Source organism: Sulfurovum sp. AR (assembly GCF_000296775.1).
GTDB lineage: Bacteria > Campylobacterota > Campylobacteria > Campylobacterales > Sulfurovaceae > Sulfurovum > Sulfurovum xiamenensis.
Window position 1 is genome coordinate 231716 of the sequence record NZ_AJLE01000002.1, and the last position, 23635, is coordinate 255350.

Sequence of the window (23635 nt, forward strand, 5' to 3'; positions counted from 1 at the left end):
GAAAAATTTTTATGAAACAGATTATACTATTTGTGTTATTGATACAGTTGCCGTACGCTTCAACATTGACTTTAAAAGAAGTGTTGGAATCAGCAAAGAAGCATCAGACACTTACACAGGCACTCGATCAGGAGCGTCTTTTCCTCGAAGCAAAAAACCTTGCAGAGACATCTTTGGATCCTATGGAGCTTTACGGTTCTGGGACAAAAGCCTATCCAATTGATGGTAGAAAAAATGGATACGAATACTCCGTCGGTATTTCTAAGACACTTCCTTTGGGCAATACTCAGGAACAGGATGAAATGATCAACCGTCTGAATAATGAAGCCTATCTTTTAGAAGAAGAGAGAAAGATCTTGAGTTTTGAAAACAACCTGAAGAGTCTTTATCATCAACATTGTTTGGATTATAAGAGCTACCACAGTTTCAATCAAAACTATCAGGAGTTTGAAACACTCTATAAAAAGAAAGAAAAGGCGTACAGATATCAAGAGATATCGAAGACTGAACTTATGCAGCTGGAGATCGAAAAGCACAGACTCTATGCAATACTCCAGGAGATGAAGACGATACAAAGCATATCAAAGCAAAAACTTTTTATTTTGGGACGTATCAACCATTCTGAAAAGACGGTATTGTCCTGTAGTGATATGTACCCGATCAGAGAATCTGTGAAACTTAAAGAACGTCCCTTTATGCTTTCTAAGGCAGCCTATGAAAAGCGTATACATAGCACAGAGATAGCATTGGAGAGATATGCAAGACCATTGGACTCCGTCAGCCTTTCACTACAGTATGAACAGGAGATAGATATCGATAAATACAGTGTGGGCATATCTGTTCCCCTCTCTTTTAGTGGACGTAGATCAGAAAAAGAGCGTGCCGCGGCTATGCATAAAAATTCGGCTATAGAGTTTCAGTATGAAAATATGATGGCTGAGAAAGAAAGTATGTACTTATCATTGACAAGTACATTGAAAAGCAGTGCCTTGATGGTCAGGTCATTGAAGCATGATCTAAATAATTATAAAAAGAACCTTTTACCTCTTATCAGGAAGAGTTACGATCTTGGTGAAAGTTCCGTCATAGAATATTTATTGAACAGGCAGAATTACCATCAGCTCACGCAAGAGCTTTTTGCAACACAAAAAGCCTATTATCATACACTCTTTACGCTCTTTACATTTATTGAATCAAAGGATAACCAATGAAAAAACAACTGATCTTTTTAGCACTATTTCTATGCTCTTTAAATGCAGAGACAATTACGCTTACACCGGAACAAGAAGCAAACTGGAAGATCAAAACTGAAATACCGAAAAGCTCAGATAGATTGCCATTAGGTGAATTTATCGTTGAAGTTGTGACGCCACCTTCACTCTTACATACGGTCTCCTTGCCATTTGAAGCAAATGTGCAGATACTGAATGTAGCCAGGTATGAAAAAGTGGACAAAGGAGGTATACTGGCCGAAGTTACAGGGACAGAATGGATAGAGACACAACAAAAAGCCATAGCTGAAGTCATAGAGTTTCGTCATCATCAACATTTGACTGAGCGTAAGAATCTACTCTGTAAAGAAGAGATCATTCCTCAAAAAGAGTGTATGATTGCAAATGCAGAACTTAAAACAGACAGGATCAAAGTCTTTGCATCCAAAGCCATGCTGAAAAGTTACGGTGCAAGCGATGAGATGATTGATAAACTTTTGAAAGACCTTACATTGTTCCCAACCATAGAGATAAAAAGCAGTGTCAAGGGAAGTGTAGTTCAACTGCTAGCTGCACCAGGGAAAAGTATCAGTCCTACAGAAGCACTGTTTGTCATTCAACAAGATGGCCCTTTATGGATTGAAAGTTCTATAGAAGCATACAGAGCAGAAGTACTGAGAGAAGCACAAAAGGTAGAGATAGTTCTTGAAAATCATACTTTTGATAGCTCGATTTTGCAGATTTCTCCAGTGATCAATCATGAGAATCAGACTAGAGAGATACGTTTTCTGGTACCTTCGGATATTAAGATTTTTCCCGGACTTCGTAACAGTGCAAAGATCATACTTTTAGAACAGTGCATTAAGATAAGAAAAGATTCTGTGATCAAGGTAGGTGAAGCACAAGTAGTTTTTTATAAAAACAAGCATGGCTACACTCCATTGCCTGTAGATATAGTGTTTGAAGATAATCAATACTACTTTGTCAAACCATCCCCACTGTTAAAAAACAAGATAGCTATCAGCTCTGTGGCTATCCTCAAAAGTATGCTGGGAAACGAAGATGAATAAGTTGATCAGTTTTGCCCTTGCACAAAGGCTTTTCTTATCCTTGTTGGCGCTCGTGGTGCTTGGTTTCGGTATCAAGGCTTATAAGGAATTACCTATCGATGCATTTCCGGATATCTCCCCTACTCAGGTAAAGATCATCCTAAAGTCAAGCGGAATGACACCTTCTGAGATAGAGTCACGGATTATCGTTCCCCTCGAGATGCAAATGGTCGGTATACCGCATGAAACAATGTTACGCTCCATTTCTAAATATGGTCTGTGTGATATCACCATTGACTTTGAAGATGGAACAGATATCTATTGGGCCAGACAGCAGGTCAATGAAAGGCTTTCTGACATCAGAGACGATCTTCCTGCAAATCTTGAAGGGGGGCTTGCGCCTATCTCTACACCTTTAAGCGAGATATTAATGTTCACGATCGAATCCAATACCCTTTCACTTGAAGAAAAAAGAACGATTTTGGATTGGGTTATCACTCCCAAGATACGTGCTATCAGTGGTGTTGCAGAAGTGAGCCCTCTGGGAGGGAAGGTAAAAACCTATGAAGTGGTACCTGATATGAACAAAATGAGAAGTATGAAAGTGACACTCTCCCAGATATTTAAAGCACTTGAAAAGAACAATCAAAACGATGGTGCAGGACGTGTTTCACAAGGGGTAGAGAGCATCTTGGTAAGAAGTGTTGGTCGTTTAAAAAACCTGCATGATATCCGTACATTGCCTGTTGGAAAACGTGGAGAGAAGATCATCACCATAGGTGATGTGGCTGGCGTGAGGTATGGATATATCACACGTTCAGGTTTCGTCAGTAAAAATGGAGAAGGAGAAGCTGTACAGGGTCTGGTTCTCGGACTTAAAGGGGCAAATACGGCTTTGGTCCTTGATAAAGTAAAAACAGAACTTAATAAACTTGACTTGATGCTGCCGGAAGATACAAAGATAGATATATTTTATGACCGTTCGGACCTTGTCAATCTTGCGACTGATACGGTAAAAAACGCACTCTATGAAGCTGTCATACTCATTATGGTCATTCTACTGCTTATGTTGGGAAATCTTGCTTCTGCACTGAGTGTTGCACTTATTCTTCCTTTTGCACTGCTGATGAGTTTCATCGCGATGCAATATTTTGGTCTGACAGCCAACCTGATGAGCCTTGGTGGACTTGCCATAGCTATAGGTATCCTTGTAGATTCTGCGGTCGTGGTGGTAGAGCACATTACTGCAGAGCTTGGAAATCCTAAGCACACAAAACAGAACAAGCTGCACATCATCTATGCAGCAACGACTGAAATGGCTCCCTCCATTATCACAGGGGTACTCATCATTATCATTGTGTTCATGCCGCTTCTTACCCTTGAAGGTCTTGAAGGAAAGCTATTCCGACCTGTAGCACTGAGTATAATTTTTGCACTATTCTCTTCACTTGTGCTGGCATTGACGCTTATACCGGTGCTTAGTTCATTTATTCTAAGCAAAAGACCCGACAGAGAATCAGCCCTTATTCAGTATGTGACAAAAAAGTACAGGCCTGTGCTGCTTTTAGCATTAAACCATATTAAGGGCACTGTGATGGCGGTGCTTGTGCTTTTTGCCGGCTCTCTTTTTCTAGCATCAAAAACAGGAAAGACATTTATGCCTACAATGGATGAAGGAAGCATCATTATTGGGATAGAAATGCTACCTTCTATTTCTCTCAAGGAAAGTTTGGCACTGAACCTGAAATTGCAAAAAAAACTTTTGGAAAAAGTACCTGAGATAAAGGAGATCATAGCAAGAACTGGAAGTGATGAACTTGGTCTCGATCCCATGAGTCTGAACGATACAGATACCTTTCTGGTTCTTAAGGACAAAGAAACGTGGCGGGAGCCCTCGAAAGAATTTGTTATGAATGAGATCAGAAATGTACTAGATGCGTTTGTCGGGATAGAGTATAGCTTCACACAGCCTATAGAGATGAGGGTATCTGAAATGCTTACGGGAGTCAGGGGTGATCTTGCTATCGATATCTTTGGGACTGACAATAACACACTTGAAGAGATCGCCGTAAAGATCAAAGAGATACTCGAAGTTATAGAAGGAAGCAGAGATGTCTACAAAAAAGCCAATGAAGGTGTGGAGTATTTTGAACTGAAATTCAACCAGAAAGCTATGGCATATCATGGTATCAGTCAGCTGGAGATCAATCATTTTCTCAAAGTAATGGTCACAGGTATGCAAGTAGGTATTATTCAGGAAGATATGCGTCGTATAGATCTTATCGTAAAAGGAGATGAGAGTCTGCAAAATTCACTTGATAAGATAGAAAAACTCTACTATCCGCTGGAAAATGGGAATGCGGTTCCTCTAAGTAATTTCGTAAAGTTCGTCTCCAACGAAGGACCTGTACAGATAGAGCATGAACATGGGTACAGAAAAACAATCGTACAAACGAATGTTGAAGGTAGAGACCTTGTCAGTTTTGTAGAAGAAGCTAAGAAAAGGATCGAAAAAGAGGTTAAACTTCCTGCAGGCTATTATCTTGCGTTTGGAGGAGAGTTTGAAAATCAGCAAAGGGCTGCAGATAGATTGGCGATCATCATACCTTTGGCTCTTTTTTTGGTCTTTATCCTTCTCTTTGTCTCTTTTGGGTCTTTAAGACAAGCTGCTATGGTGCTGATCAACGTGCCTTTGGCTTTGATCGGTGGCTTTATCGGGCTCTATGTGAGCGGGGAATATATGTCCGTGCCAGCATCGGTCGGATTCATCGCCCTGCTTGGGATCGCTGTTCTGAACGGTGTGGTACTGGTGAATTATTTCAACTATCTAATGTTGAATGGAAGGACGCTGAAAGATGCGGTGGTAGAGGGATCCATCAAAAGACTCAGACCTGTACTGATGACTGCGACCATTGCGGCATTTGGTCTTCTCCCTTTACTTTTTGCTACAGGACCGGGTTCTGAGATACAAAGACCTCTGGCGATCGTTGTGATCAATGGTCTTTTCTCTTCGACACTGCTTACCCTTATCATTCTTCCTATACTCTATTTGAAGTTTTCAAAGAAAAGTGATGAGAAATAAATAGCTTCTTGAACCAATATAAGGCAGGTAACTACTCCTGCCCCCCATATTACTCTCTTTTTCACTAAACCTATGTGACCCAAAATATCTATTTATACCTTTATCTATCTTCTGCTACACTACGTTCATAAAAGACTAAGGGTTAAAAATGAATATGCAAGAGATAGCAGATAAGTGTGAAAAAAAGTTTCTAGAAAAAATCGAAGAGAAAATGGGTGACAGTTCAGTAGTACCGTTGCCTGTGATTAAAAGATACTGTCGAATGCTGACGATCTATTGTGACTCAGAAGGTAAAGTAACGGAAAGCTTTATAAAATCGATGGAAAAATGTATTGAAGAGATAAAATCTATAGAGGGTATGGATGAAATCTTCGATGAATGCAATCAATGCCCTGAAGAGTCATAGAAACGGGTCTAAAAAATAAACAAAGCCATGCAATGATGCATGGCCTTTAAAAGATCTGGATCTTCCTTTTAATCATTAAATAGCAATAACATAGATATTTGGATCGAGTTTATCTCTTAGCGCATTTTGAATGGCTTGGAGTGTACCCGTACCTGAACTGGAACAGTCACTACATGCACCAAGATAACTAATGTAAACCTCAAATATCTCACCATTTTCTTTGACATTAAGCACATCGATGTCTCCACCATCCATAATAAGAAACTGTCTTACAGTGTTATCAATCGCAGTTTCAACTGCCATGACTCTATACTCTGGGCTTAATTCTCTAAAAGGTATAGCAGCCAGAGCCTTCTCTGCTTCTTCTTCCTCTGCCAATATTTTTTGGTGTGCTTCAATGAATGCAGAAAGGTTTTCTTTGCAATCAGTGTCTGAGGATCCAGCTTTTGTGTACTCTACAAGACCTTCAAGTGTATCAATGTTATGTAACTCGATAGACTCTTTTATAGAGGCAATGCTCATTGGGCTATCTTTACAAGGAACGGTTTTCTCCTCATGGTTTAATGGCTTATGAATATACTCTTTGACAGCCAGTTTTGCAGCATCAATCGCAAACGTGATCGTATAGCGTTCAGAAGAAGGAAGTGCTTCCATAGTAGGATTGTCACGTAGCAAGCGTTCCAAGGCTTTGTAAGTGATATCATTGATCTGTGGTATACTTTTATTCGTAGATATGAGTGCTAGCATATGATTGACTGCTATACCAGAGGCTATCCCTTCATAGGTATAACGTGCTAGGACAATGCTGTCTTCACGTGTGTTTATAGCCCAATATAGTGTAAGTTTGTATCCAAGTGCTTCATCGCCATAGGTATAGCTAAAAAGTGATGCACCCAGTTCTTCGGCTTCTTCTTCAGAGATAGTCCCCAAATATTTAGGTTCGTTTATAAACATTGCAACCTTGATACCATACTCATCGTTTGTTTCTTGATCCATTTTTTTTCCTTTAGGAGATAATGTGCACTTTAGCAAGCTAACCTAAAAATAGGCTAAAATAATGTCTAAAATATTTTTAATTTTTTCATTTCGGTAAATTACATTCCTTATAGTATTATTATTTGTATTTAGAAGGAAGATGAAAGAACAAATAATCATGTTTTTTACGATATGAACTTCATGAGGTACACCGTATAAGTCAAATACTATTCAGAGAACATATTAAGATGTTTGGGAGTATAATATTCTCATGAAAAACCTCCGAAATGCACTTTTACTTAAACAACTGTATCAACTCAAACAGCTGGGCTACAAATATACATCCGTCACACCATACAAAGAAGATGAGCAGCACCTAAGACTTCCTAACACATTGGATTCACTGAAAAAGCAAGCCATGGAGTGTCATTTGTGCGAGCTTAGCAAAAGTCGCCAGAAAGTGGTCTTTGGAGAGGGTGATCCACAAGCAGATATCCTTTTTATCGGTGAGGGGCCAGGTACGATGGAAGATAGCTCCGGTAAACCTTTTGTCGGTAGATCAGGTGAACTACTCACAAAGATGATAGAGAATGTATTATTGATCTCCAGATCTGAGGTTTATATCACAAATATCGTGAAGTGCCGTCCCCCCAATAATGCAACACCTACACCGACCCAGGCACATACTTGTCAACCTTATCTCTTGAAGCAGATTGAACTCATACGGCCAAAGATCATAGTCACATTGGGTGTAACTGCTTATCATTATCTTACAGGTGATGATACAGAGATAAGTAAAGTGAGGGGTACCCTACACAAACAAAATGATTATACGGTCATCCCTACCTATCATCCAAGTTATTTACTGAGAAATCCAAGCGCTAAAAAAGAAGTGTTTGAAGACCTGTTGAAGGTCAAAGAGTTGATGGGGAAATAATCATAGGAGTTCCCCAAGAATACTGGGGAATGACAAAGAGAAGTGTTTAGGCTTCTCTTGCTTTTGTGACCAACTGTTCAACGATAGATGGATCTTCAAGTGTGGATATATCCTGTGTGATCTCTTCGTGTTTTGCGATAGAACGTAAAATTCTTCTCATGATCTTACCGGAACGTGTTTTAGGCAATCCCGGTACTTCAATGATATGGTCTGCTATGGCAATGTTACCTATTTCTGCTGCAAGCAATGCATTGATATGGTTCTTGATATCTTTGTTGATGTGCCCCTCTTTGAGTACAATATAGATGAAAATCGATTCACCTTTAATATCGTGAGGACGTCCTACTACCGCAACCTCTGCTACCGAATCATCTTTTTTTACTGCTGCTTCTATTTCCGCAGTTCCCATACGGTGTCCAGAAACATTGATCACATCATCTACACGACCGGTGATCGTAATGTAGCCTTCTTCATCAACGACTGCACCATCCCCGGAGAAATACACAGGTTTTCCATTTTTAACTGCGTCTCCAAAGTATGCTTTTTCATAACGTTTTGGATCTCCCCAAATATTTCTGATCATACTTGGCCACGGTTTTGTAATACAAAGGAGTCCTGTCTCCCCTATTTCTTTAGGCGTGCCATCAGGATCAATGACCTCTGCTATGATTCCTGGAAGTGCAAACGTGGCACATGCCGGTTTGATAGGTGTAGCACCAGGAAGCGGAGAGATCATATGTCCACCTGTTTCTGTCTGCCACCATGTATCAACAATGGCACATTTCGAGTTACCTACGGTTTCATAATACCATTTCCATGCCGGTGGATCTATAGGTTCTCCTACAGTTCCAAGTACCTTTAAACTTGATAGATCGTATTTCTCAGGCTCATGTTCACCCATTTTATGAAGTACACGGATCGCAGTCGGTGCTGTATAGAATTGGTTGATCTTATGGTCTTGAACCATTTTCCATGCACGTCCTGCATCAGGGTATGTCGGTACACCTTCAAACATGATAGTTGTTGTCCCCGCAGCCAAAGGTCCGTAGATAATATACGTATGCCCAGTGATCCAACCGATATCTGCGGTACACCAGTAGACATCATCCTCTTTAATATCAAAGACCCATTCCATCGTCATTTGTGCCCAAAGGATGTATCCTGCAGTTGCATGTTGTACGCCTTTTGGTTTACCCGTACTTCCTGAGGTATAGAGTAAGAAGAGCGGGTCTTCACTGTCCATCAGTTCAAAAGGGCATTTTGCATGTTGAGATGTGATCAGTTCGTTGTAATCATGGTCTCTACCCTCTACCCATGTGATCTCTTCATTGTTTCTTTTTACGACAAGTACCGCTTCAACACTCTTGCCACCTTGTGAGAGTGCATCATCGACAACATGTTTAAGCATATAAGGCTTCCCTTTTCTATACGCACCATCTGCAGTGATGACAAGCTTCGCTTCTGCATCTTCGATACGGTCTTTCAGTGCTTCTGCAGAGAATCCGCCAAAAACGATGGAGTGGATTGCACCGATACGTGCACATGCAAGCATTGCATAGGCAGCTTCAGGGATCATAGGCATATAGAGTACCACTCTGTCGCCTTTTCCTACACCAAATTCATCTCTAAGTAAATTTGCCATTCTGTTCACACGTAGGGAGAGCTGCGCATAAGAGATCTTTTCTACATCACCTCTATCACCCTCAAATAAGATAGCGGTTTTGTCTGCTTTGTCTGCAAGGTGTCTGTCGATACACTGGTTGGAAACATTGAGCTTACCGTTGATGAACCATTTGTAAAATGGTGCATTACTCTCATCCAGTACCTGATCATAAGGAGCTAACCAGTCGATCTTTTCGTCAGCATACTCTCTCCAAAAACCTTCATAGTCTTCTAAAGCCTTATTCTGTAACGTCCAATACTCATCCATGTTTTTAATAGCAGCATTTGCAGCGAGTTCCGGATTTGGGTTAAAAGTCTCTTTTATCATTAACAATCCTTTGGTATGTATAGTAGAAAATCATTTTAACATAGAATTAAGAAAGAAAGTTTAAATAGGAGTATTAACTCCTATTTGTTGGATCTGGTGGTCAATTTGTATTATATGATCTCAATTTTTTCTATGACATCCAGACCAAAACCTGCCAGTCCGACAAATTCCGTATCTTTATTTGTGGTAAGCAGATTGATATTTTTAATGCCAAGGTCTTTAAGTATCTGAGCACCCACACCAAACTCTTTGGCTTGTTCGTGAGAGATCACTTTTGTATCAAGGAAGATCAGTGTGCCTCCATTGAGTTTTAAGTACTCTATAGAGTTGTTAAGTGCATTAAAACGTTTATCGTCAAGTACGAGTCCTATGTCTGAACCTATATTATGAAACTTCACATTGGCAGTTTCATGAGGTTTGTAAAACTGTATCACCGTATGTGTTCTATCGAGGTGGTCACAGTATGTGATCTTCTCAACTTTGATACCTCTGAGTTCACAATCCTCTTCTTTGACACGTTTGATCAATTTTTCATGAGCCAAACGGTACTCAACGATATCTGAAATGTACACAATGGAGAGATCATGTTTTTTTGAAAAGAGTTTAAGGTCATCCATACGTGCCATCTTTCCGTCATCCTTGATGATCTCACAGATCACAGCAGCAGGAGCCAGTCCAGCCAACTTACAAAGATCTACCGAACCTTCTGTATGTCCTGTTCTTACCAAAACACCACCATCTTTGGCGATCAATGGAAAGATATGCCCCGGACGTACAAAGTCTTCACTGACTGTTTGAGGATTTGCCAACTTGGAGATACAGTCATCTCTCTCAGCAGCTGAGATACCTGTTTCTGCGTTTGCTGAGTCTATGGAGACAGTGAATGCTGTTTCATGAGCAGATACATTATTACTTACCATGGGTACAAGATCAAGCTTGGAAGCGATCTCATTGGTGATAGGAGTACAGATCAATCCCCTGGCTTCTTTTGCCATGAAGTTAACCATATCCGGTGTAGAGAAAGTTGCTGCATAAACAAGGTCACCTTCGTTTTCACGATCTTCATCATCCATCATGATGACCATTTTTCCATGTTTTATATCTTCTATCGCTTTTTCTACTCTTTTAATCGCTTCAATTGACATTCATATTCTCCAAAAACTTTTATACAGTATATATAGTATTAATCGTATTATACCTATCTGGTACTTCACTTTAGAAACTTTTTTAAACTTTTCTTTCAAACCCCTTGACATGTGAAGCATATGGTGCTATAATGCCGTCCACATAAGCAGTTAGCTTATATCGATTGGGGTATCGCCAAGCGGTAAGGCAACGGTTTTTGGTACCGTTATTCGGGGGTTCGAATCCCTCTACCCCATCCATAAGATTTAATCTTGGTTTTATTAAATCAAGATACAATCTCACTTCATTTAAATCGAAAGATTTATAATTTCCTGTCGCGGGATAGAGCAGTTTGGTAGCTCGTCGGGCTCATAACCCGAAGGTCGTTGGTTCAAATCCGGCTCCCGCAACCAATTATAAATATCGGTATCATCGTTAATACAAGACAATCAATCAAAATAATATTTACTACGAATTTTAGTCAAGGTACACACTTTATTTTCTTAAGCTACTTTATTTAGATTACTTTTTTAAAAAATATCTCAATACACAAATACCCTCCCCCTACTTCAAAACATCCAATGGTAGATAATACATATAGTGGTCAGATAAATTTTTGAAAAATATGGCCTAATTAAATCCCCCATACTAGGACATCGTTTTCTTCCTTACGTCCAAACTCTTCATTGCCATTTTTTCAACAATTTTTGAACATTTTAGTGATATGCTTTAGCATTAGAGTGAAAGGTTTACAATGAAATTGAAGTTAATGCTAAGTGGTCTGATTACATTAATCGCTCTTCTTTTAGTCGGATGTGGCAACAATAATGGTAACACTGCCATGGATGTCTCAGTAAGAGGCTTTCAGGGAATAGTTGAAGAACATCTTGCAGGCATTTTGAATGCAGAACGAGCGATCGCTGCGAGTGTAGAGGCGCAATCAGGCGATTGGGATACGGTCAAGCCTATATTGGCACAATTCGCTGATGACTTGAGCACCGATGCTGCCGTTTGGTACGTCTTTTCGGATGGGCATTACTACACTGTCGAAAAAGATCTTGTTGATGCAAGTCTCAGTGACCGTGACTATTTTTCATCCTTAATGAGCGGTGAGGATATCGAAGGCGATCTGGTCATCAGCAAATCAACCGGGAAGCGTTCCATCATTGTCGCTACACAGGTAGGTGGCAACACCAGTGTTGCAATCGGTGTTTCTGTTGATGCCGAACTGCTTTCTCAACTCGTAACTGAAAGATTGCAGCTGCCGGAAAATATGTATTTTTTTGCTTTGGATCAAGAATTTCAGACACCAATACATAGTAATATTGAGCGCATTTTCGCCTATCCTGCTGAATTTGACGAATCTGTAGAGGGTGTGTTTAAATCCATTCAGGGTAATGATCAAGGGGTTATCACTTATACGTTGAATGGCGATCAGATTACAGCAACCTATCATGCCTCAGAGATACTTGGCTGGCAATTCTTTATTGCGGAGAAGTAAATAGCTTCAGTAGATGAAATAGCAAATTGTATTTTATTCCAAAATGGTCAAGACATAATAATTTTCTTTAATATTTCACAGGCTACAAATTGGTGTAACTCTGGTTCTGTTGCAAGAGTTAAAAGTAAGGTATTATCTTAGGGCTTCAGTTGCTATTAGTTCTAATGTAGATTTATCTGTAATTTGTGGAAATATTATTTTCACTGCATCAATTACAGCTTTTTTAAGTTGATTTTTCTTGTAATTCTCTTTGACATATATAGCTATTTTAAGCTCTTTTGGTAGATCTGCTCCCAAAGTCTCAAGTGTCTCTTTAGTTGCTCTTATCTTGGCATCTGTGATACTATGTGCAGTTTTTATGGTATTTAGAACCATGAAATAATGTAAAACCCTCAAACTAAGTTCATCTTCTAGCTCGGGTGCATAGAATAAAGGTGTTGTCATCTTGGCTGTCTGTGTATCATTAAGCAGTACATCAAAGATATTCTCTACAGTATACTTAGTGTCTTGCATATCCTCTTCTAGTATTGCAACTTCTTCTCTTAATAAAGGGTCATTTAAGTATTCTCTATCTGTTTTAGGCTCTTCCCTAGATTTTCTCTTTATGTATTTATTATAGAGTGTAAGTGATTCAGGTTTCTCACCAGAGCCTCTCTTGGCTGCCCACTCTATATATTCAAGTTCTTTTTCTTTATTTGCATAGTGCTCTTTTAATATTTTAGGGTCTAGTTCAAAGTCAAACATGCTACACCTCCGTCCATTTAGTCTTAGTATCGAAAGTTGTTGGTTTAAATTTAATCTTTTAAACTCTTAACTATCCATTCTTTTTCAAGTAAAAGTAACTCACCTGAAAATATCTGTCCTACAAATTTATCTCCCAGGCTATAGTTACCTACACCTTTAGGCGTGCCACTCATGATAATATCGTTATCGTCCAATGTCATAAAACTTTGTATCTCTGAAAGCATAGTATCAGGTTTATACATCATTAAATCGTACGTAGCAAATTGTACTAGTTTATTATTGATATAGAGCTTCATTTTCAACGTGCTGATATCTACATCAAGATTGATAAATTCACTTAGTACAGCAGAATGATCAAATGCTTTGGCTCTCTCCCATGGCAAACTTTTGGATTTCAGATGGTTTTGAATATCAGCATGTGTCAGATCAAGTCCAAAGCCTATACCATCGATTTTTGCATCACGGATTAAAAAACAGATCTCACCCTCATATCGACAATGTTCTGAAAAGTAGTAAAGTGTGTCACTTATGGCTGAATTTGGTTTGTTGAAAACGACCATACTCGAAGGGATCTCATTACCCAACTCTTCTATATGTGCGACATAATTTCGACCTATACAGACTACTTTAGATACTTCTAAGTATTGGTTTTTGTATTGAATTGTTTTCATTTACTTTGTCAAAGCCTCCATGGCCTTATTTTGTTCTTCGATACGTTTGTTAGCCTTATTCACCGACTTCTTGCTTGACTCTCTCGAATTAACTCGACTAGTTAGATATGAAGTAGGGTTTTGTAGGGTGTTGGAGATACTAAGCGCTTCAACATTTCTTTTATAGGTATTTGTAGGAGTATCAAGTTCGATTTTTTTAGGTGGTTCCGTAGTATCTGTATAAGTATTTTGTATTGGATCTTCTTTGGTCATAAATAAAAATAACCCTGCAATAATCAAAATAACGAGCATAATGTTTTTCATCTACCACCCTCCTCTTTCATATTTTATAGAGACTAGTATAGCATAACAAAAGGATGAAGAAGTGTTAAAAAAGTTTTTTAGGTCTGAGTATATCACCCTGACCCTTTTAGGGTCTAGGTGATGTAAAAACAAGGAAGTTTGATGATTGTTTAATGATTATGCATCAGTAGATAATTGATTCTCAATGGCATCTGTAAGTTCATGTAAAACATTATGTACTTTGTTATCTGTTCCCAGTCTACCTGGATTCATTTGGATTTTATCTACAAACTCTACATTGACATTATCATTTGTATAAGCTACCTTCACATAAACAGTCATTTGTTTGTTCTGATGTCTGTTCTGATATCTGTATGTGAAGTAGTCTTTATTTTTAATTTTCTTTTTAAAATAAAGTGTTTGTGATGCATTTTGCATAGCTGGTGTATATTGTGTCCACTCATCATTCATTGCAGCCGTTTGAATGGCATTGATCATTTTATCTTCTTTCACTGTCATTTGAGACGCTGCAAATCCGTTTGTACCTAGTAAAAAGCTTGCTATAGTTGTAAGCACTAATAATTTTTTCATGTATATATTCTCCTAATTATGTATATATTTTAGTTATTTTTGTATTGGTTAAATTTGTATATACGAACAATCACACGAGTACATACCAACAAATGCAGGCAGTGTGATCGCGCTTTAAGAGAATATAGGAGGTTTGAAGATAGTATTGAGATAGAGTTGATCTACGATAGGTGTTGAGAAATCAAAACCAGTAAATGGTTTTGTTTCCTTTGAATAAGGTTTTGGAACAAAGGCAATTAGCTTTTCATCTAATATTTGTTGTGTCTCTTTCTCTTCCAGTGAAATTTGGATTTTTGTTTCTGATGTACTATCCGCCAATTTAGGTGAAGAGATGTCAAAAGAGATGGCAGTCAACATAACAATGATAAGCGATACAATATAATGCCTGTTTAGTTTCATAAGCTTGATACTACCAAATTTTGTTAATGATGTCAATATCTTTTAGTGAAGTTATCATTTATTTTTATGACTTTTGTCTTTTTTGTATCTCTTGGATTCTTGACGGTAACGCTTTTCATCATAATGATCACGCTGATGTTCACCCAGATAGTGCTTATTGTGTTTATAATAGCCGTTCTTATGGTTTGGATGTTTCTCTTTTCTATACTTTTTTCTATAATGTTCCTGGTACCCTCTCTCATAGTAATGACCACCCTTTAGTCTTTTACCTTTATAATAGTAGTACCCGTTCCTCCAGTCACCACCATAGTAGTATCTGTTATTGTAAAAGTAGTAAGGTCTTTCATCTTGGTAGTGTGGTTTATCATACGCTCGATTATACTGGTCGTAATATCCTTGTGGATAATAGTGTCCACCACTTAGTCTTCTGCCCTCATAGTAGTAGCTTCCGTTTCTCCAGTCACCACCATAATAGTATTTGTTATTGTAAAAGTAATAAGGTCTGTCATCACGGTACTGCGGTTTATCATATGTACCTAAGATCACATCTACCACCACTCTTTCCAGTAAAGACTGTGCAGATACTTGTAGAGGCATACATACACTGATGCATACCAAACTGCTCATGATCATTTTTTTCATTGTTCCTCCTAATTTTGATATATTACAGTATAAAATAAAAATGTGGAGTTATTGTATAAAAACAATTTTATACTCTCTGTCTATCGACGTTAACTTTTCTTCTATCCTTCCTGTTTAGAGAATGGTCTTATTTTACCTTAAGCTTCTCAGCCATTTTACAGCCTTCTTCAGAACCGAGTTTACAGGCTTTTTCGTAGTATTCAATCGCTTTTGAAATATCTTTTTCCAATACTTCACCCTTCTCATATTTCATTGCGACTGAAAAACATCCATAATAGTCGCCATGATTATTACAGTCATCTATATAGTCTTGAACGATCTCTCTTTCCGTCAGCTCTTCACCAAGATCATCATCGAACTCATCAGACTCTGCATGTGTAAAGCTGCTCATACTTAACACAAGTATACTTGCAAGTAGTATTTTTTTCATTGGTATTCCTTTTTTAGATTATTTTACGTATTTTACTGACAAAATGATTTATCTTTGATATTTTTTTTGAAATTATTTTTAATGATGAAACATCATTGACCATTATCAAAGAATCGCCTAATGAAATGAGGTAAAGCAAAGATTCTTATATTATTTTTTAACGATATCCCGTCTATGTATCATTTTACTTACGTATCATTCGATATATCATATTTGGATGATCGAATGAAAAGAACAGTCATAAGTATCATGCCAATAAATACAGTGATAGAGAATAGTGCCAAAAATGGGTCAATAGTTTCAAGAGAAACAAAATTTCCATAATATAAAAATAAACCAATGACAACGCCAAGTGTTCCGACTTGATGAATATAAAATTGGGTAACAGATAGTTTTGAGATCAGGTTATTGAGCCAGAGTTTGTGACACAGACCATAGATAAATGAGACAACAAAACCAATGAGAAGGATATGCGTATGCGTTACTAAATGACTATGGTCTTTGGATGCTGCCATAAAAATACCAAGTGCCAAGCCAATGATGGCATACATGAGACTGATAAATATAAATTTTCTGTCCATATTACTCTCCTATTGTGAATATAAGACCCATATTAGGCACTTTCGTCGTTGGAGTTTAGTATCGCATCTATACTATTGTAGCACTTTTTTCGTCATTTATTTCTCAAACATAGAATGACGTATTCATGGATATCATTTTCTATGACAATTTGACATACTTTCAACTTCTTTCATCTTTTTCTGTCAGAATACATCTATGAAATCTACATCCAAAGAACTGCTTGAATCGGTCAGTAAGCATTGTTACAATGAATTAACACTCTACAAGTTCAACAATACGACACTTCACGTAAGTGATAAGTACAGAGAAGGCAGAGTAACTGCATTGGAGTACCTTATTGAACTTACTTACTATTACCTACAAGAAGAAAAGAAAATAGGAGAAGAGTTTAAGCTGCAGATATCAAAACAGTTAAAGCGTTATGATTGTCTGGATGACACAGAGTATAAACGTGGTCTTTATGATGCATTACATGCAGTATCGGGATTGTAGTGGTTTCTTTGTAAAGAAGAGTGTTCAGTATGGTGTGTCATAAACACACCCTGTAAGGATATCACAATGTACCTCAATGACTTGAAGACCATTCTATTACTGGTTAAGCAATAGGGATAAAAACCTATTCAAAAAATGATAGTAGATCTTTCACATGTGCATTGGTCAGATCTTTTCCAATACTCTTTCCGAGTTTTTCCTTGGTTTTTGTATCGATCATTTCAGTGAGTTTATTCAAGTTTTCCTGAGGAAAGGCAAGATGCCATTTTGGAGGGTTGGTTTCAGAGATCAATGCAATGATATCATCAGCGATCTGCTGCATACCGCGACGCTCTGCTTCTAATGAACGGTTATGCTGTTCACCGGTATTGTGCCCCTGATTTCCCAACTGGTCACTCATGTCATCGGATGTATGGGTATGCGGTTCTATATATTCAAATTTTTTAATTGTGGTTAGGTTTCTTCTCACTTTTTGCGTGCCGGCACTCACATTTCTTGTCTCTTGGGGATCAATACCTGTGACTGTATCAACCTGATATGCATCAAACCCACCTAAGTTAGCGATAACTATAATATTTTCATTAAAATTCATGACTACATTACCTCCTTTGATTTTATTATATTTTATTATAACGACTTTATGCCCTTTACTCAAGTCCTAATAAAATCGTTATTTAGTTTTTTTGGGAAGATTATAATTTGATTGATGATTGAAATAAGAAGTTACTGGAAAGAGTGGGTAAATACCCACTCTTTATATGATGACAGTTCTTGTTTATAAAAATTTATGGTTTAGTGATAGCCCAAGTACCATCGCCATTTTCTGCACCTGAGTGCTGAATGTTCACATAAAGTGTTTCTGGATCAGTTGGGCTGAAGTAGATACCTGTACCTTCTGCACTACCATCAGTCAATGAAGCAAAAAGTTTCACAGATTTAGAAGCACCGAATTCATTAGTTTGAGTTGATGCGAACCAGATATCTGATGGACTATTGTCTTCAACCATAACCAAGTCACCGTTTGGTGCTTTAGCAAGATTATCTACACTGTCAAAACCAGTCTGATGACCATCTTGACCGGGTTTACCAAGTTCAATAGGAGCATTAAGTCCTGCTTTAACAAAGTTAGTCACCTTTATAGTCTCAAGATCGATTGCAAGTACACGACCTTCATAATACTCTTTGCCGTACTCGTCTCTTGGACCTTCAGTGATCGCTGCATAAAGTACACCATCAATGATCTGTAAGTCTTCAGGACGCTGGTAGCTGGCACCACCTATATCAGAACCTGATTCACGTGCATTTTCCGGATCTATTGGTCCTAACCATGCTCCTTGACCTGTTCCATCACGGTTAGCATCTGGGAAACCAAGAACATAGAGGTTACCTGATGATAGATCACCATATGTATTTGGTACGAATTTGTAGATACCGCCGCCACAAGGAAGTTGAGTATCACCTAAATTAGTGACACCAATACCATTCGTATCTGTACAACCTTGAGTACGACCACGGTGCTCATCAACGACATAAACATTACCGTCTGCATCAACTTGAACACCTTCATGTGAAAGTTTACCTACTGCAGGACGCTCAGTAACAGTTCCGGACATCATATCATTAGGGTCAAGTGTCAATTCATAGAAAGAACCAGCAGTTGTCTCTGAATTAAATACTATACTTCCCCATGGCGTCCATGCGATACCGTCAATTGCAGTGAAATTTGTAGACTGGGCAATGATTTTAGTCTCACCCGTTTCCAGATCGACAACGGATACTGCACCACCTAAATCATTCCATTCAGTAGGAGCAGTTGCACCTAGACGAACTTCATGTGTACGGTAAAGATAACGACCTGCATTTGTACCAGTTTCATTCACCACGTTCATATCGTGCCAATCATTTTCAGTAGGATAGATATTTAGATCAGTTTCATCAGATACAACCGTCTGAATATAACCTTCCGGTAATTTCCAAGGTGCACTTGGATCCCAATTCTCTGCATTAGCAGATAATTCTATTGGAACAAAATTACTGAAATTGATATTACCTGTTGCATCAACTTCCTCTATATTATCAACATTATCAACTCCATTTGTACCATCTGTAGTACACGCAGATAATGTTAAAACTAATGCTGCCGATGCAGCAATACTGATCCATTTGCTCATTTTAGCTCCCTTGTTTTGTTTAATACATAAAAATGCAGTGGGATATTAGAAGAAATTGATAACAAATATATATTATTTTGATTACATGCATGTATCCGTATAAGATAAATAAAAGTTATAACTATATGATATGGCTCTTTTAATGACTGATTTAATTTATAGAACTCTGTACCACTACTCTTAAGTTTTTTGAGGCACAATAAAATTACAAAGAGATAAGCAAAGGGATAGAGTATATCAATGGTTAAACAGACAAGAAAAATACTGCTGGCAATATTATTGGGGGTCATTGCGTTTGGAGTGATGATCGCATTTTTTACACTTGGACAGTCTCTTATGGTTGCAGTGATCGTATTGATGGTGACACTGTGGACGAATGAGGGGTTGCCTCTGGCTGTGGTTTCACTGCTTCCGATCGTTCTTTTCCCCGCCACAGGAATATTATCTACAAAAGAGACGGCGGTAAACTATGCCAATCCCATCATCTACCTTTTTCTAGGTGGTTTTTTGATCGCGATCGCTGTTGAGAAGACAGGACTTCACAAAGTGATAGCAAGCAGAATGCTAGATCTGTTCCCAAATTCTGTCAGAGGCATTATCTTTGCTTTAATCATCACATCGGGGCTTTTAAGTTCTATACTCTCAAACACCACGACCACTCTGCTCCTGCTTCCAATCGCACTCTTCTTAACCGAAGATGTAAAACTCAAAATGCGATTTGCTTTAAGTATAGCCTATGGGGCAAGTATTGGAGGTATATTGACACCTATCGGTACGCCGCCTAACCTGATACTTTTGGGGATCATGAATGAGATGGGGATGGAAGCTATTCCTTTTGTCCAGTGGATGTATATGGTTGCACCATTGGTTTTCTTGATGTTTATAGCAGTGGGGTATATTCTGGGAGCGGGTGTTAAAAATCTGTATATTGAAGCAGATCTCAGTAACAAAACGCTTACTGCCGATCAAAAGAAAGTCGTCTATCTTCTTTTCGGGTTGATCATACTGCTCTTAGTCAATGCTCCTATTAAACCGTATTACAATGGATTGGGGTTGAGTGAACCGGGTATACTGCTTGCAGCCGGGCTGCTTCTTTTTGTCCCGCCTTTTTCAATTTTGGAGTGGATGGATGATAAAGAGAGCATCCCCTACCGTATCATGTTTCTTTTTGGTGCAGGGTTTGCGATAGCTGCGGCGGTCACAAAGACGGGTATGGCTGAAGAGATCGCTTCACATCTTATGGGCTTCGCGAATATGCCTATGATCCTTTTCTTACTTATCATTGCTGCTATGATCACCTTTACTACAGAGATCACCAGCAATACCGCACTGATATCGATCATGCTTCCTATTCTCTATAAGGTAGCCGAACAAACGGGTATGGATGCAACACTGATCATGGTGGTCGCGACGGTCTGCGCTTCGTATGCATTTATGCTTCCTATTGCTACCCCGCCTAATGCAATAGCGATGAGTTCAGGTGCAGTTTCAGTCAAAACAATGGCGACATACGGGATCATGTTTAATCTAATGGGTATTCTACTTATCGTGACAATTGCCCGATCTCTCTGGATACAGTTGCTGTAGATCGTAGTTTATTCCATCTCCAGTGTCATCAGATACATCTCTTCACCGTCAAGGACCGATACATCTGTACTTTGGCAGTGAAGACACTGATAGCGAACTTCATTCTGCTCGCTCTCTTGCTGACACGTATTGCAGTAGAGCTTAAGATCCTGTAGCTGCATGACAAATTCTGCACCGTCACACACGGTTTTTTCTCTAAATGTTTCAAAAGCGGTTTTTAGCAGATGTGGTTCCACTCCGCTGAGTTTGCCTATTTTGGTCACTACTTTGGTGACTTTCGTTGAATTATTTGCTCTGGCATGATCTTCACACTGTTCTAAAAGGGCTTGGACTATGGAGTATTCATGCATGACGTTAGCATATCCTAGGTAAAAGTTCGCCTTTTGGCAAGTCAAGATAACGGCTGCTTCCATAGGCAGAATGAAGGATGACCCTTCCCTCTTTTTTTCTACTTACCTGGCCGATCATTGTTGCTTTCTTTGTGACTTCTACTGTATGCAGTGCAGCTAATGCCATTTGTGCATTTTTTTCAGGGACAGACAGTATAAAGGTACCCTCATTGGCAAAATCAAAAGCTTCAAAACCAAACAGTTCACATATCCCCTGCACCGCTTGATCAACAGGTATGTTTGACTCTTTGATTTCCAAACAGACTGCACTTTGTTCAGCCCATTCATTCAATACTGCAGAAAGGCCTCCACGTGTAGCATCACGCATAGCAGAGATAGAAACATTTGCATCGATTAAGGCTTGAACTGCTGGCCATAATGTGGCACAATCACTCTTAAGATCACCAGAAATTCCCAATCCTTCACGTTCCATCAGGATCGCTGCACCATGCCGTCCCACATCACCTGAGACGATAATGATATCTCCCTCCTGAAGATGATTTGCTGAGATCCCCTCTTTTTCTATCTCCCCTATGCCTGAGGTATTGATAAATAATTTGTCAACGGCACCTTTGGGAACCACTTTGGTATCACCACAGACAATTTTTGCTCCGGAGTGTTTAAGCTCCTCTGCCATTGCTTTTACGATAGTCTTCAAGTCATCAAAAGAAAATCCTTCCTCGATCATGAAGGAGGCACTAAGATAAAGTGGTTTGGCACCCATCATGGCAAGATCATTGACCGTACCTGCTATGGCAAGTTTTCCTATGTTTCCACCATTGAAGAAGATCGGGCTTACGGTAAAACTATCTGTGGTAAACGCGATCTTTTTTTTGACTTCCAAAACGGCAGCATCTTCTGCAGCGAGCAGTGTATCATTGGAGAAATAGTGATAGAAGAGATCGTGAATGAGGCTGTTAGTCTCTTCTCCACCACCACCGTGGCTCAGCTGTATCTGTTTAGGACTTGTCATTTAGATCTCTCCATATCGGTAATAGGCATTACAGGCACCTTCTGCGCTGACCATACAACTACCCATAGGATTGTTTGGTGTACAAGCCGTTCCAAAGACCTGACAGTTATTCGGCTTAGCCAATCCTTTGAGTATCGTTCCGCAGATACAAAGTTTATGGTCATCAATAGGCTCTGTTGGTAGAATATCAGCAAATATTTTTTCTGCATCATAAGCAGCATACTCTTCTCTTAGTTCAAGTGCACTATCTGGAATGTCGCCTATGCCACGCCAGCGAAAATGTTTACGTGGTTCCATGAATTTTGCTATCATTTCCTGTGCTTTAATATTGCCCTCTAAGGTCACAGATCGGCTGTATTGAATCTCCATTTCACAGCGCTCTTCATTCTTTTGCCTCACGATCATCAAAATGCTCTGCAGTACATCAATCGGTTCAAACCCACTGACTACTACAGGTGCACCATATTTTTCAGGTAATGGCTGATAGATCTTCGCTCCACTGATGACGCTGACATGTGCAGGGCCTATCAACGCATTGATCTTTGCCTGACCATCTGCCATGATGGCATCCACTGCCGGAGGAACAAGTACATGATTGATATGAAAATAAAGATTAGTGATACCTTGTTTTTCGACCTGCTCTAGTAATGCTGCTGTCATAGGGGTTGTTGTTTCAAAACCTATGGCAAAGAAAACAACTTTTTTATCTGGATTTTCAAGTGCGATCTTGATCGCATCCAAAGGTGAATACAATGCGCGTATATCACAACCATTAGCCCGTTCCACCGCCAAAGAACTTTTAGAACCTGGTACACGGATCATATCACCCAGGGTGAGTAAAATGGTATCTTCCATCTGCGCCAAGGCGATTGCATGATCGATCCGTTCTTTTGGCATGATGCATACCGGACAACCAGGACCATGTATAAAATCTATATTATGAGGGAGTAGTTGCTTTAGCCCATATTTCATAATGGTATGGGTATGCCCACCACATACTTCCATAATATTTAACGTTTCTTTTAAATTTTTTGTTTCATCCGTAATGGTCTTAGCCAAGGCTTTGATAACATCAGGGTCTCGAAACCCGTCATAAAGATCTTTAAGCTGAAGTTCACTCATACCTGGGTCCGATTATCACATTGGTCATCCGATTCAATGACTTGCCGTCTCTCTTCCTCTTCCATAGCTTCAAGCATTTCCCGATAAAGCTCAAGACTTTGCAAGGCTTCTTCTTCATCTATTTTATTCATTGCAAAACCGACATGGATGAGTATATAGTCTCCTATGTTGATCTCATCAGCTATGAGATCAAGGCTTACATGGCGTTTGATCCCCATTGTATCAACTGTAGCCATATTGTTGTCATCAATTTTCACTACTTTAGAGGGTATGGACAGACACAT

General features: G+C 39.0%; 25 protein-coding genes and 2 tRNA genes. 10 read left to right on the plus strand and 17 right to left on the minus strand.

Annotated features, from left to right (window positions below; translation table 11 throughout):
- Positions 1-11 precede the first annotated feature (11 nt).
- The 4 genes from SULAR_RS02790 (at position 12) to SULAR_RS02805 (ending at position 5748) form a co-directional block, all read left to right on the plus strand.
- Entirely contained in the window at positions 12-1211 is a 1200-nt protein-coding gene (locus SULAR_RS02790; RefSeq protein WP_008242761.1) for a TolC family protein, read from the plus strand.
- Entirely contained in the window at positions 1208-2281 is a 1074-nt protein-coding gene (locus SULAR_RS02795) for an efflux RND transporter periplasmic adaptor subunit (protein WP_008242762.1), read from the plus strand. The genes SULAR_RS02790 and SULAR_RS02795 overlap by 4 nt, the downstream gene beginning before the upstream one ends.
- Entirely contained in the window at positions 2274-5342 is a 3069-nt protein-coding gene (locus SULAR_RS02800; protein ID WP_008242763.1) for an efflux RND transporter permease subunit, read from the plus strand. The genes SULAR_RS02795 and SULAR_RS02800 overlap by 8 nt, the downstream gene beginning before the upstream one ends.
- 148 nt (positions 5343-5490) lie before the next feature.
- The gene (locus tag SULAR_RS02805) at positions 5491-5748 is read left to right on the plus strand and encodes a hypothetical protein (protein WP_008242764.1); all 258 of its coding nucleotides are present in this window, start codon (positions 5491-5493) and stop codon (positions 5746-5748) included.
- 75 nt (positions 5749-5823) lie between these two features.
- Here the strand turns inward: SULAR_RS02805 and SULAR_RS02810 are convergent, their stop codons facing one another.
- On the minus strand, positions 5824-6744 hold the full coding sequence (locus tag SULAR_RS02810; RefSeq protein ID WP_008242765.1) for a NifU family protein: 921 nt from the start codon (positions 6742-6744) through the stop codon (positions 5824-5826).
- Between the two features lie 250 nt (positions 6745-6994).
- On the opposite strand from SULAR_RS02810, the gene SULAR_RS02815 reads away from it, so the two are divergent.
- Positions 6995-7660, plus strand: coding sequence for a uracil-DNA glycosylase (locus tag SULAR_RS02815; RefSeq protein WP_008242766.1), 666 nt, complete (start codon positions 6995-6997; stop codon positions 7658-7660).
- A gap of 46 nt (positions 7661-7706) precedes the next feature.
- On the opposite strand, the gene acs is transcribed toward SULAR_RS02815, so the two are convergent.
- Positions 7707-9650 carry an acetate--CoA ligase gene (gene acs / locus SULAR_RS02820; protein WP_008242768.1) on the minus strand — a complete coding sequence of 648 codons (1944 nt, stop codon included), beginning with the start codon at positions 9648-9650 and terminating at the stop codon, positions 7707-7709.
- Between the two features lie 110 nt (positions 9651-9760).
- The gene (locus tag SULAR_RS02825) at positions 9761-10795 is read right to left on the minus strand and encodes a bifunctional 3,4-dihydroxy-2-butanone 4-phosphate synthase/GTP cyclohydrolase II (protein WP_008242769.1); all 1035 of its coding nucleotides are present in this window, start codon (positions 10793-10795) and stop codon (positions 9761-9763) included.
- Between the two features lie 165 nt (positions 10796-10960).
- On the opposite strand from SULAR_RS02825, the gene SULAR_RS02830 reads away from it, so the two are divergent.
- The 3 genes from SULAR_RS02830 to SULAR_RS10840 all read left to right on the plus strand — a co-directional run bounded on the left by SULAR_RS02830 (position 10961) and on the right by SULAR_RS10840 (position 12276).
- Positions 10961-11035, plus strand: a tRNA-Gln gene (locus SULAR_RS02830).
- 76 nt (positions 11036-11111) lie between these two features.
- A tRNA-Met gene (locus SULAR_RS02835) sits at positions 11112-11188 on the plus strand.
- 341 nt (positions 11189-11529) lie between these two features.
- The gene (locus tag SULAR_RS10840) at positions 11530-12276 is read left to right on the plus strand and encodes a cache domain-containing protein (RefSeq protein ID WP_008242770.1); all 747 of its coding nucleotides are present in this window, start codon (positions 11530-11532) and stop codon (positions 12274-12276) included.
- 132 nt (positions 12277-12408) lie between these two features.
- Here SULAR_RS10840 and SULAR_RS02845 read toward each other — a convergent pair whose 3' ends face one another.
- From SULAR_RS02845 to SULAR_RS02880, 8 genes are all read right to left on the minus strand, one after another.
- A complete protein-coding gene (locus SULAR_RS02845; protein WP_008242771.1) occupies positions 12409-13020 on the minus strand; it encodes a hypothetical protein in 612 nt (203 codons plus the stop codon).
- 50 nt (positions 13021-13070) lie between these two features.
- Complete coding sequence (locus SULAR_RS02850; protein ID WP_008242772.1) at positions 13071-13691, minus strand: fumarylacetoacetate hydrolase family protein; 621 nt, start codon at positions 13689-13691, stop codon at positions 13071-13073.
- Positions 13692-13994: a hypothetical protein gene (locus tag SULAR_RS02855; RefSeq protein WP_008242773.1), complete on the minus strand. Its 303-nt coding sequence runs from the start codon at positions 13992-13994 to the stop codon at positions 13692-13694. It lies immediately after the preceding gene.
- Between the two features lie 156 nt (positions 13995-14150).
- Positions 14151-14564, minus strand: a complete 414-nt coding sequence (locus SULAR_RS02860) for a hypothetical protein (protein ID WP_008242774.1) — start codon at positions 14562-14564, stop codon at positions 14151-14153.
- 114 nt (positions 14565-14678) lie between these two features.
- Positions 14679-14963, minus strand: a complete 285-nt coding sequence (locus tag SULAR_RS02865) for a hypothetical protein (protein ID WP_008242775.1) — start codon at positions 14961-14963, stop codon at positions 14679-14681.
- A gap of 54 nt (positions 14964-15017) precedes the next feature.
- The gene (locus tag SULAR_RS02870; protein ID WP_008242776.1) at positions 15018-15605 is read right to left on the minus strand and encodes a hypothetical protein; all 588 of its coding nucleotides are present in this window, start codon (positions 15603-15605) and stop codon (positions 15018-15020) included.
- Positions 15606-15732: 127 nt separating this feature from the next.
- Positions 15733-16035: an SEL1-like repeat protein gene (locus tag SULAR_RS02875; protein WP_008242777.1), complete on the minus strand. Its 303-nt coding sequence runs from the start codon at positions 16033-16035 to the stop codon at positions 15733-15735.
- Between the two features lie 188 nt (positions 16036-16223).
- A complete protein-coding gene (locus SULAR_RS02880; protein ID WP_008242778.1) occupies positions 16224-16616 on the minus strand; it encodes a hypothetical protein in 393 nt (130 codons plus the stop codon).
- 196 nt (positions 16617-16812) lie between these two features.
- On the opposite strand from SULAR_RS02880, the gene SULAR_RS02885 reads away from it, so the two are divergent.
- Entirely contained in the window at positions 16813-17109 is a 297-nt protein-coding gene (locus tag SULAR_RS02885) for a hypothetical protein (protein WP_008242779.1), read from the plus strand.
- Between the two features lie 124 nt (positions 17110-17233).
- On the opposite strand, the gene SULAR_RS02890 is transcribed toward SULAR_RS02885, so the two are convergent.
- A complete protein-coding gene (locus tag SULAR_RS02890) occupies positions 17234-17701 on the minus strand; it encodes a host attachment protein (protein WP_008242780.1) in 468 nt (155 codons plus the stop codon).
- A 193-nt stretch (positions 17702-17894) separates the two neighbouring features.
- On the minus strand, positions 17895-19280 hold the full coding sequence (locus SULAR_RS02895; protein WP_008242781.1) for an alkaline phosphatase PhoX: 1386 nt from the start codon (positions 19278-19280) through the stop codon (positions 17895-17897).
- Between the two features lie 240 nt (positions 19281-19520).
- Here SULAR_RS02895 and SULAR_RS02900 point away from each other — a divergent pair, with 240 nt between their 5' ends.
- Complete coding sequence (locus SULAR_RS02900; RefSeq protein ID WP_008242782.1) at positions 19521-20867, plus strand: DASS family sodium-coupled anion symporter; 1347 nt, start codon at positions 19521-19523, stop codon at positions 20865-20867.
- 8 nt (positions 20868-20875) lie between these two features.
- On the opposite strand, the gene hypA is transcribed toward SULAR_RS02900, so the two are convergent.
- From hypA to SULAR_RS02920, 4 genes are read right to left on the minus strand one after another with little or no spacing between them, the layout of a single operon-like run.
- The gene (gene hypA, locus SULAR_RS02905; protein ID WP_008242784.1) at positions 20876-21217 is read right to left on the minus strand and encodes a hydrogenase/urease nickel incorporation protein HypA; all 342 of its coding nucleotides are present in this window, start codon (positions 21215-21217) and stop codon (positions 20876-20878) included.
- A gap of 4 nt (positions 21218-21221) precedes the next feature.
- On the minus strand, positions 21222-22229 hold the full coding sequence (gene hypE, locus SULAR_RS11210) for a hydrogenase expression/formation protein HypE (RefSeq protein WP_008242785.1): 1008 nt from the start codon (positions 22227-22229) through the stop codon (positions 21222-21224).
- Positions 22230-23351 (minus strand): hydrogenase formation protein HypD, encoded by a 1122-nt coding sequence (gene hypD, locus SULAR_RS11215; RefSeq protein WP_008242786.1) that lies wholly within the window; start codon positions 23349-23351, stop codon positions 22230-22232.
- Positions 23348-23635 carry a HypC/HybG/HupF family hydrogenase formation chaperone gene (locus SULAR_RS02920; protein ID WP_008242787.1) on the minus strand — a complete coding sequence of 96 codons (288 nt, stop codon included), beginning with the start codon at positions 23633-23635 and terminating at the stop codon, positions 23348-23350. The genes hypD and SULAR_RS02920 overlap by 4 nt, the downstream gene beginning before the upstream one ends.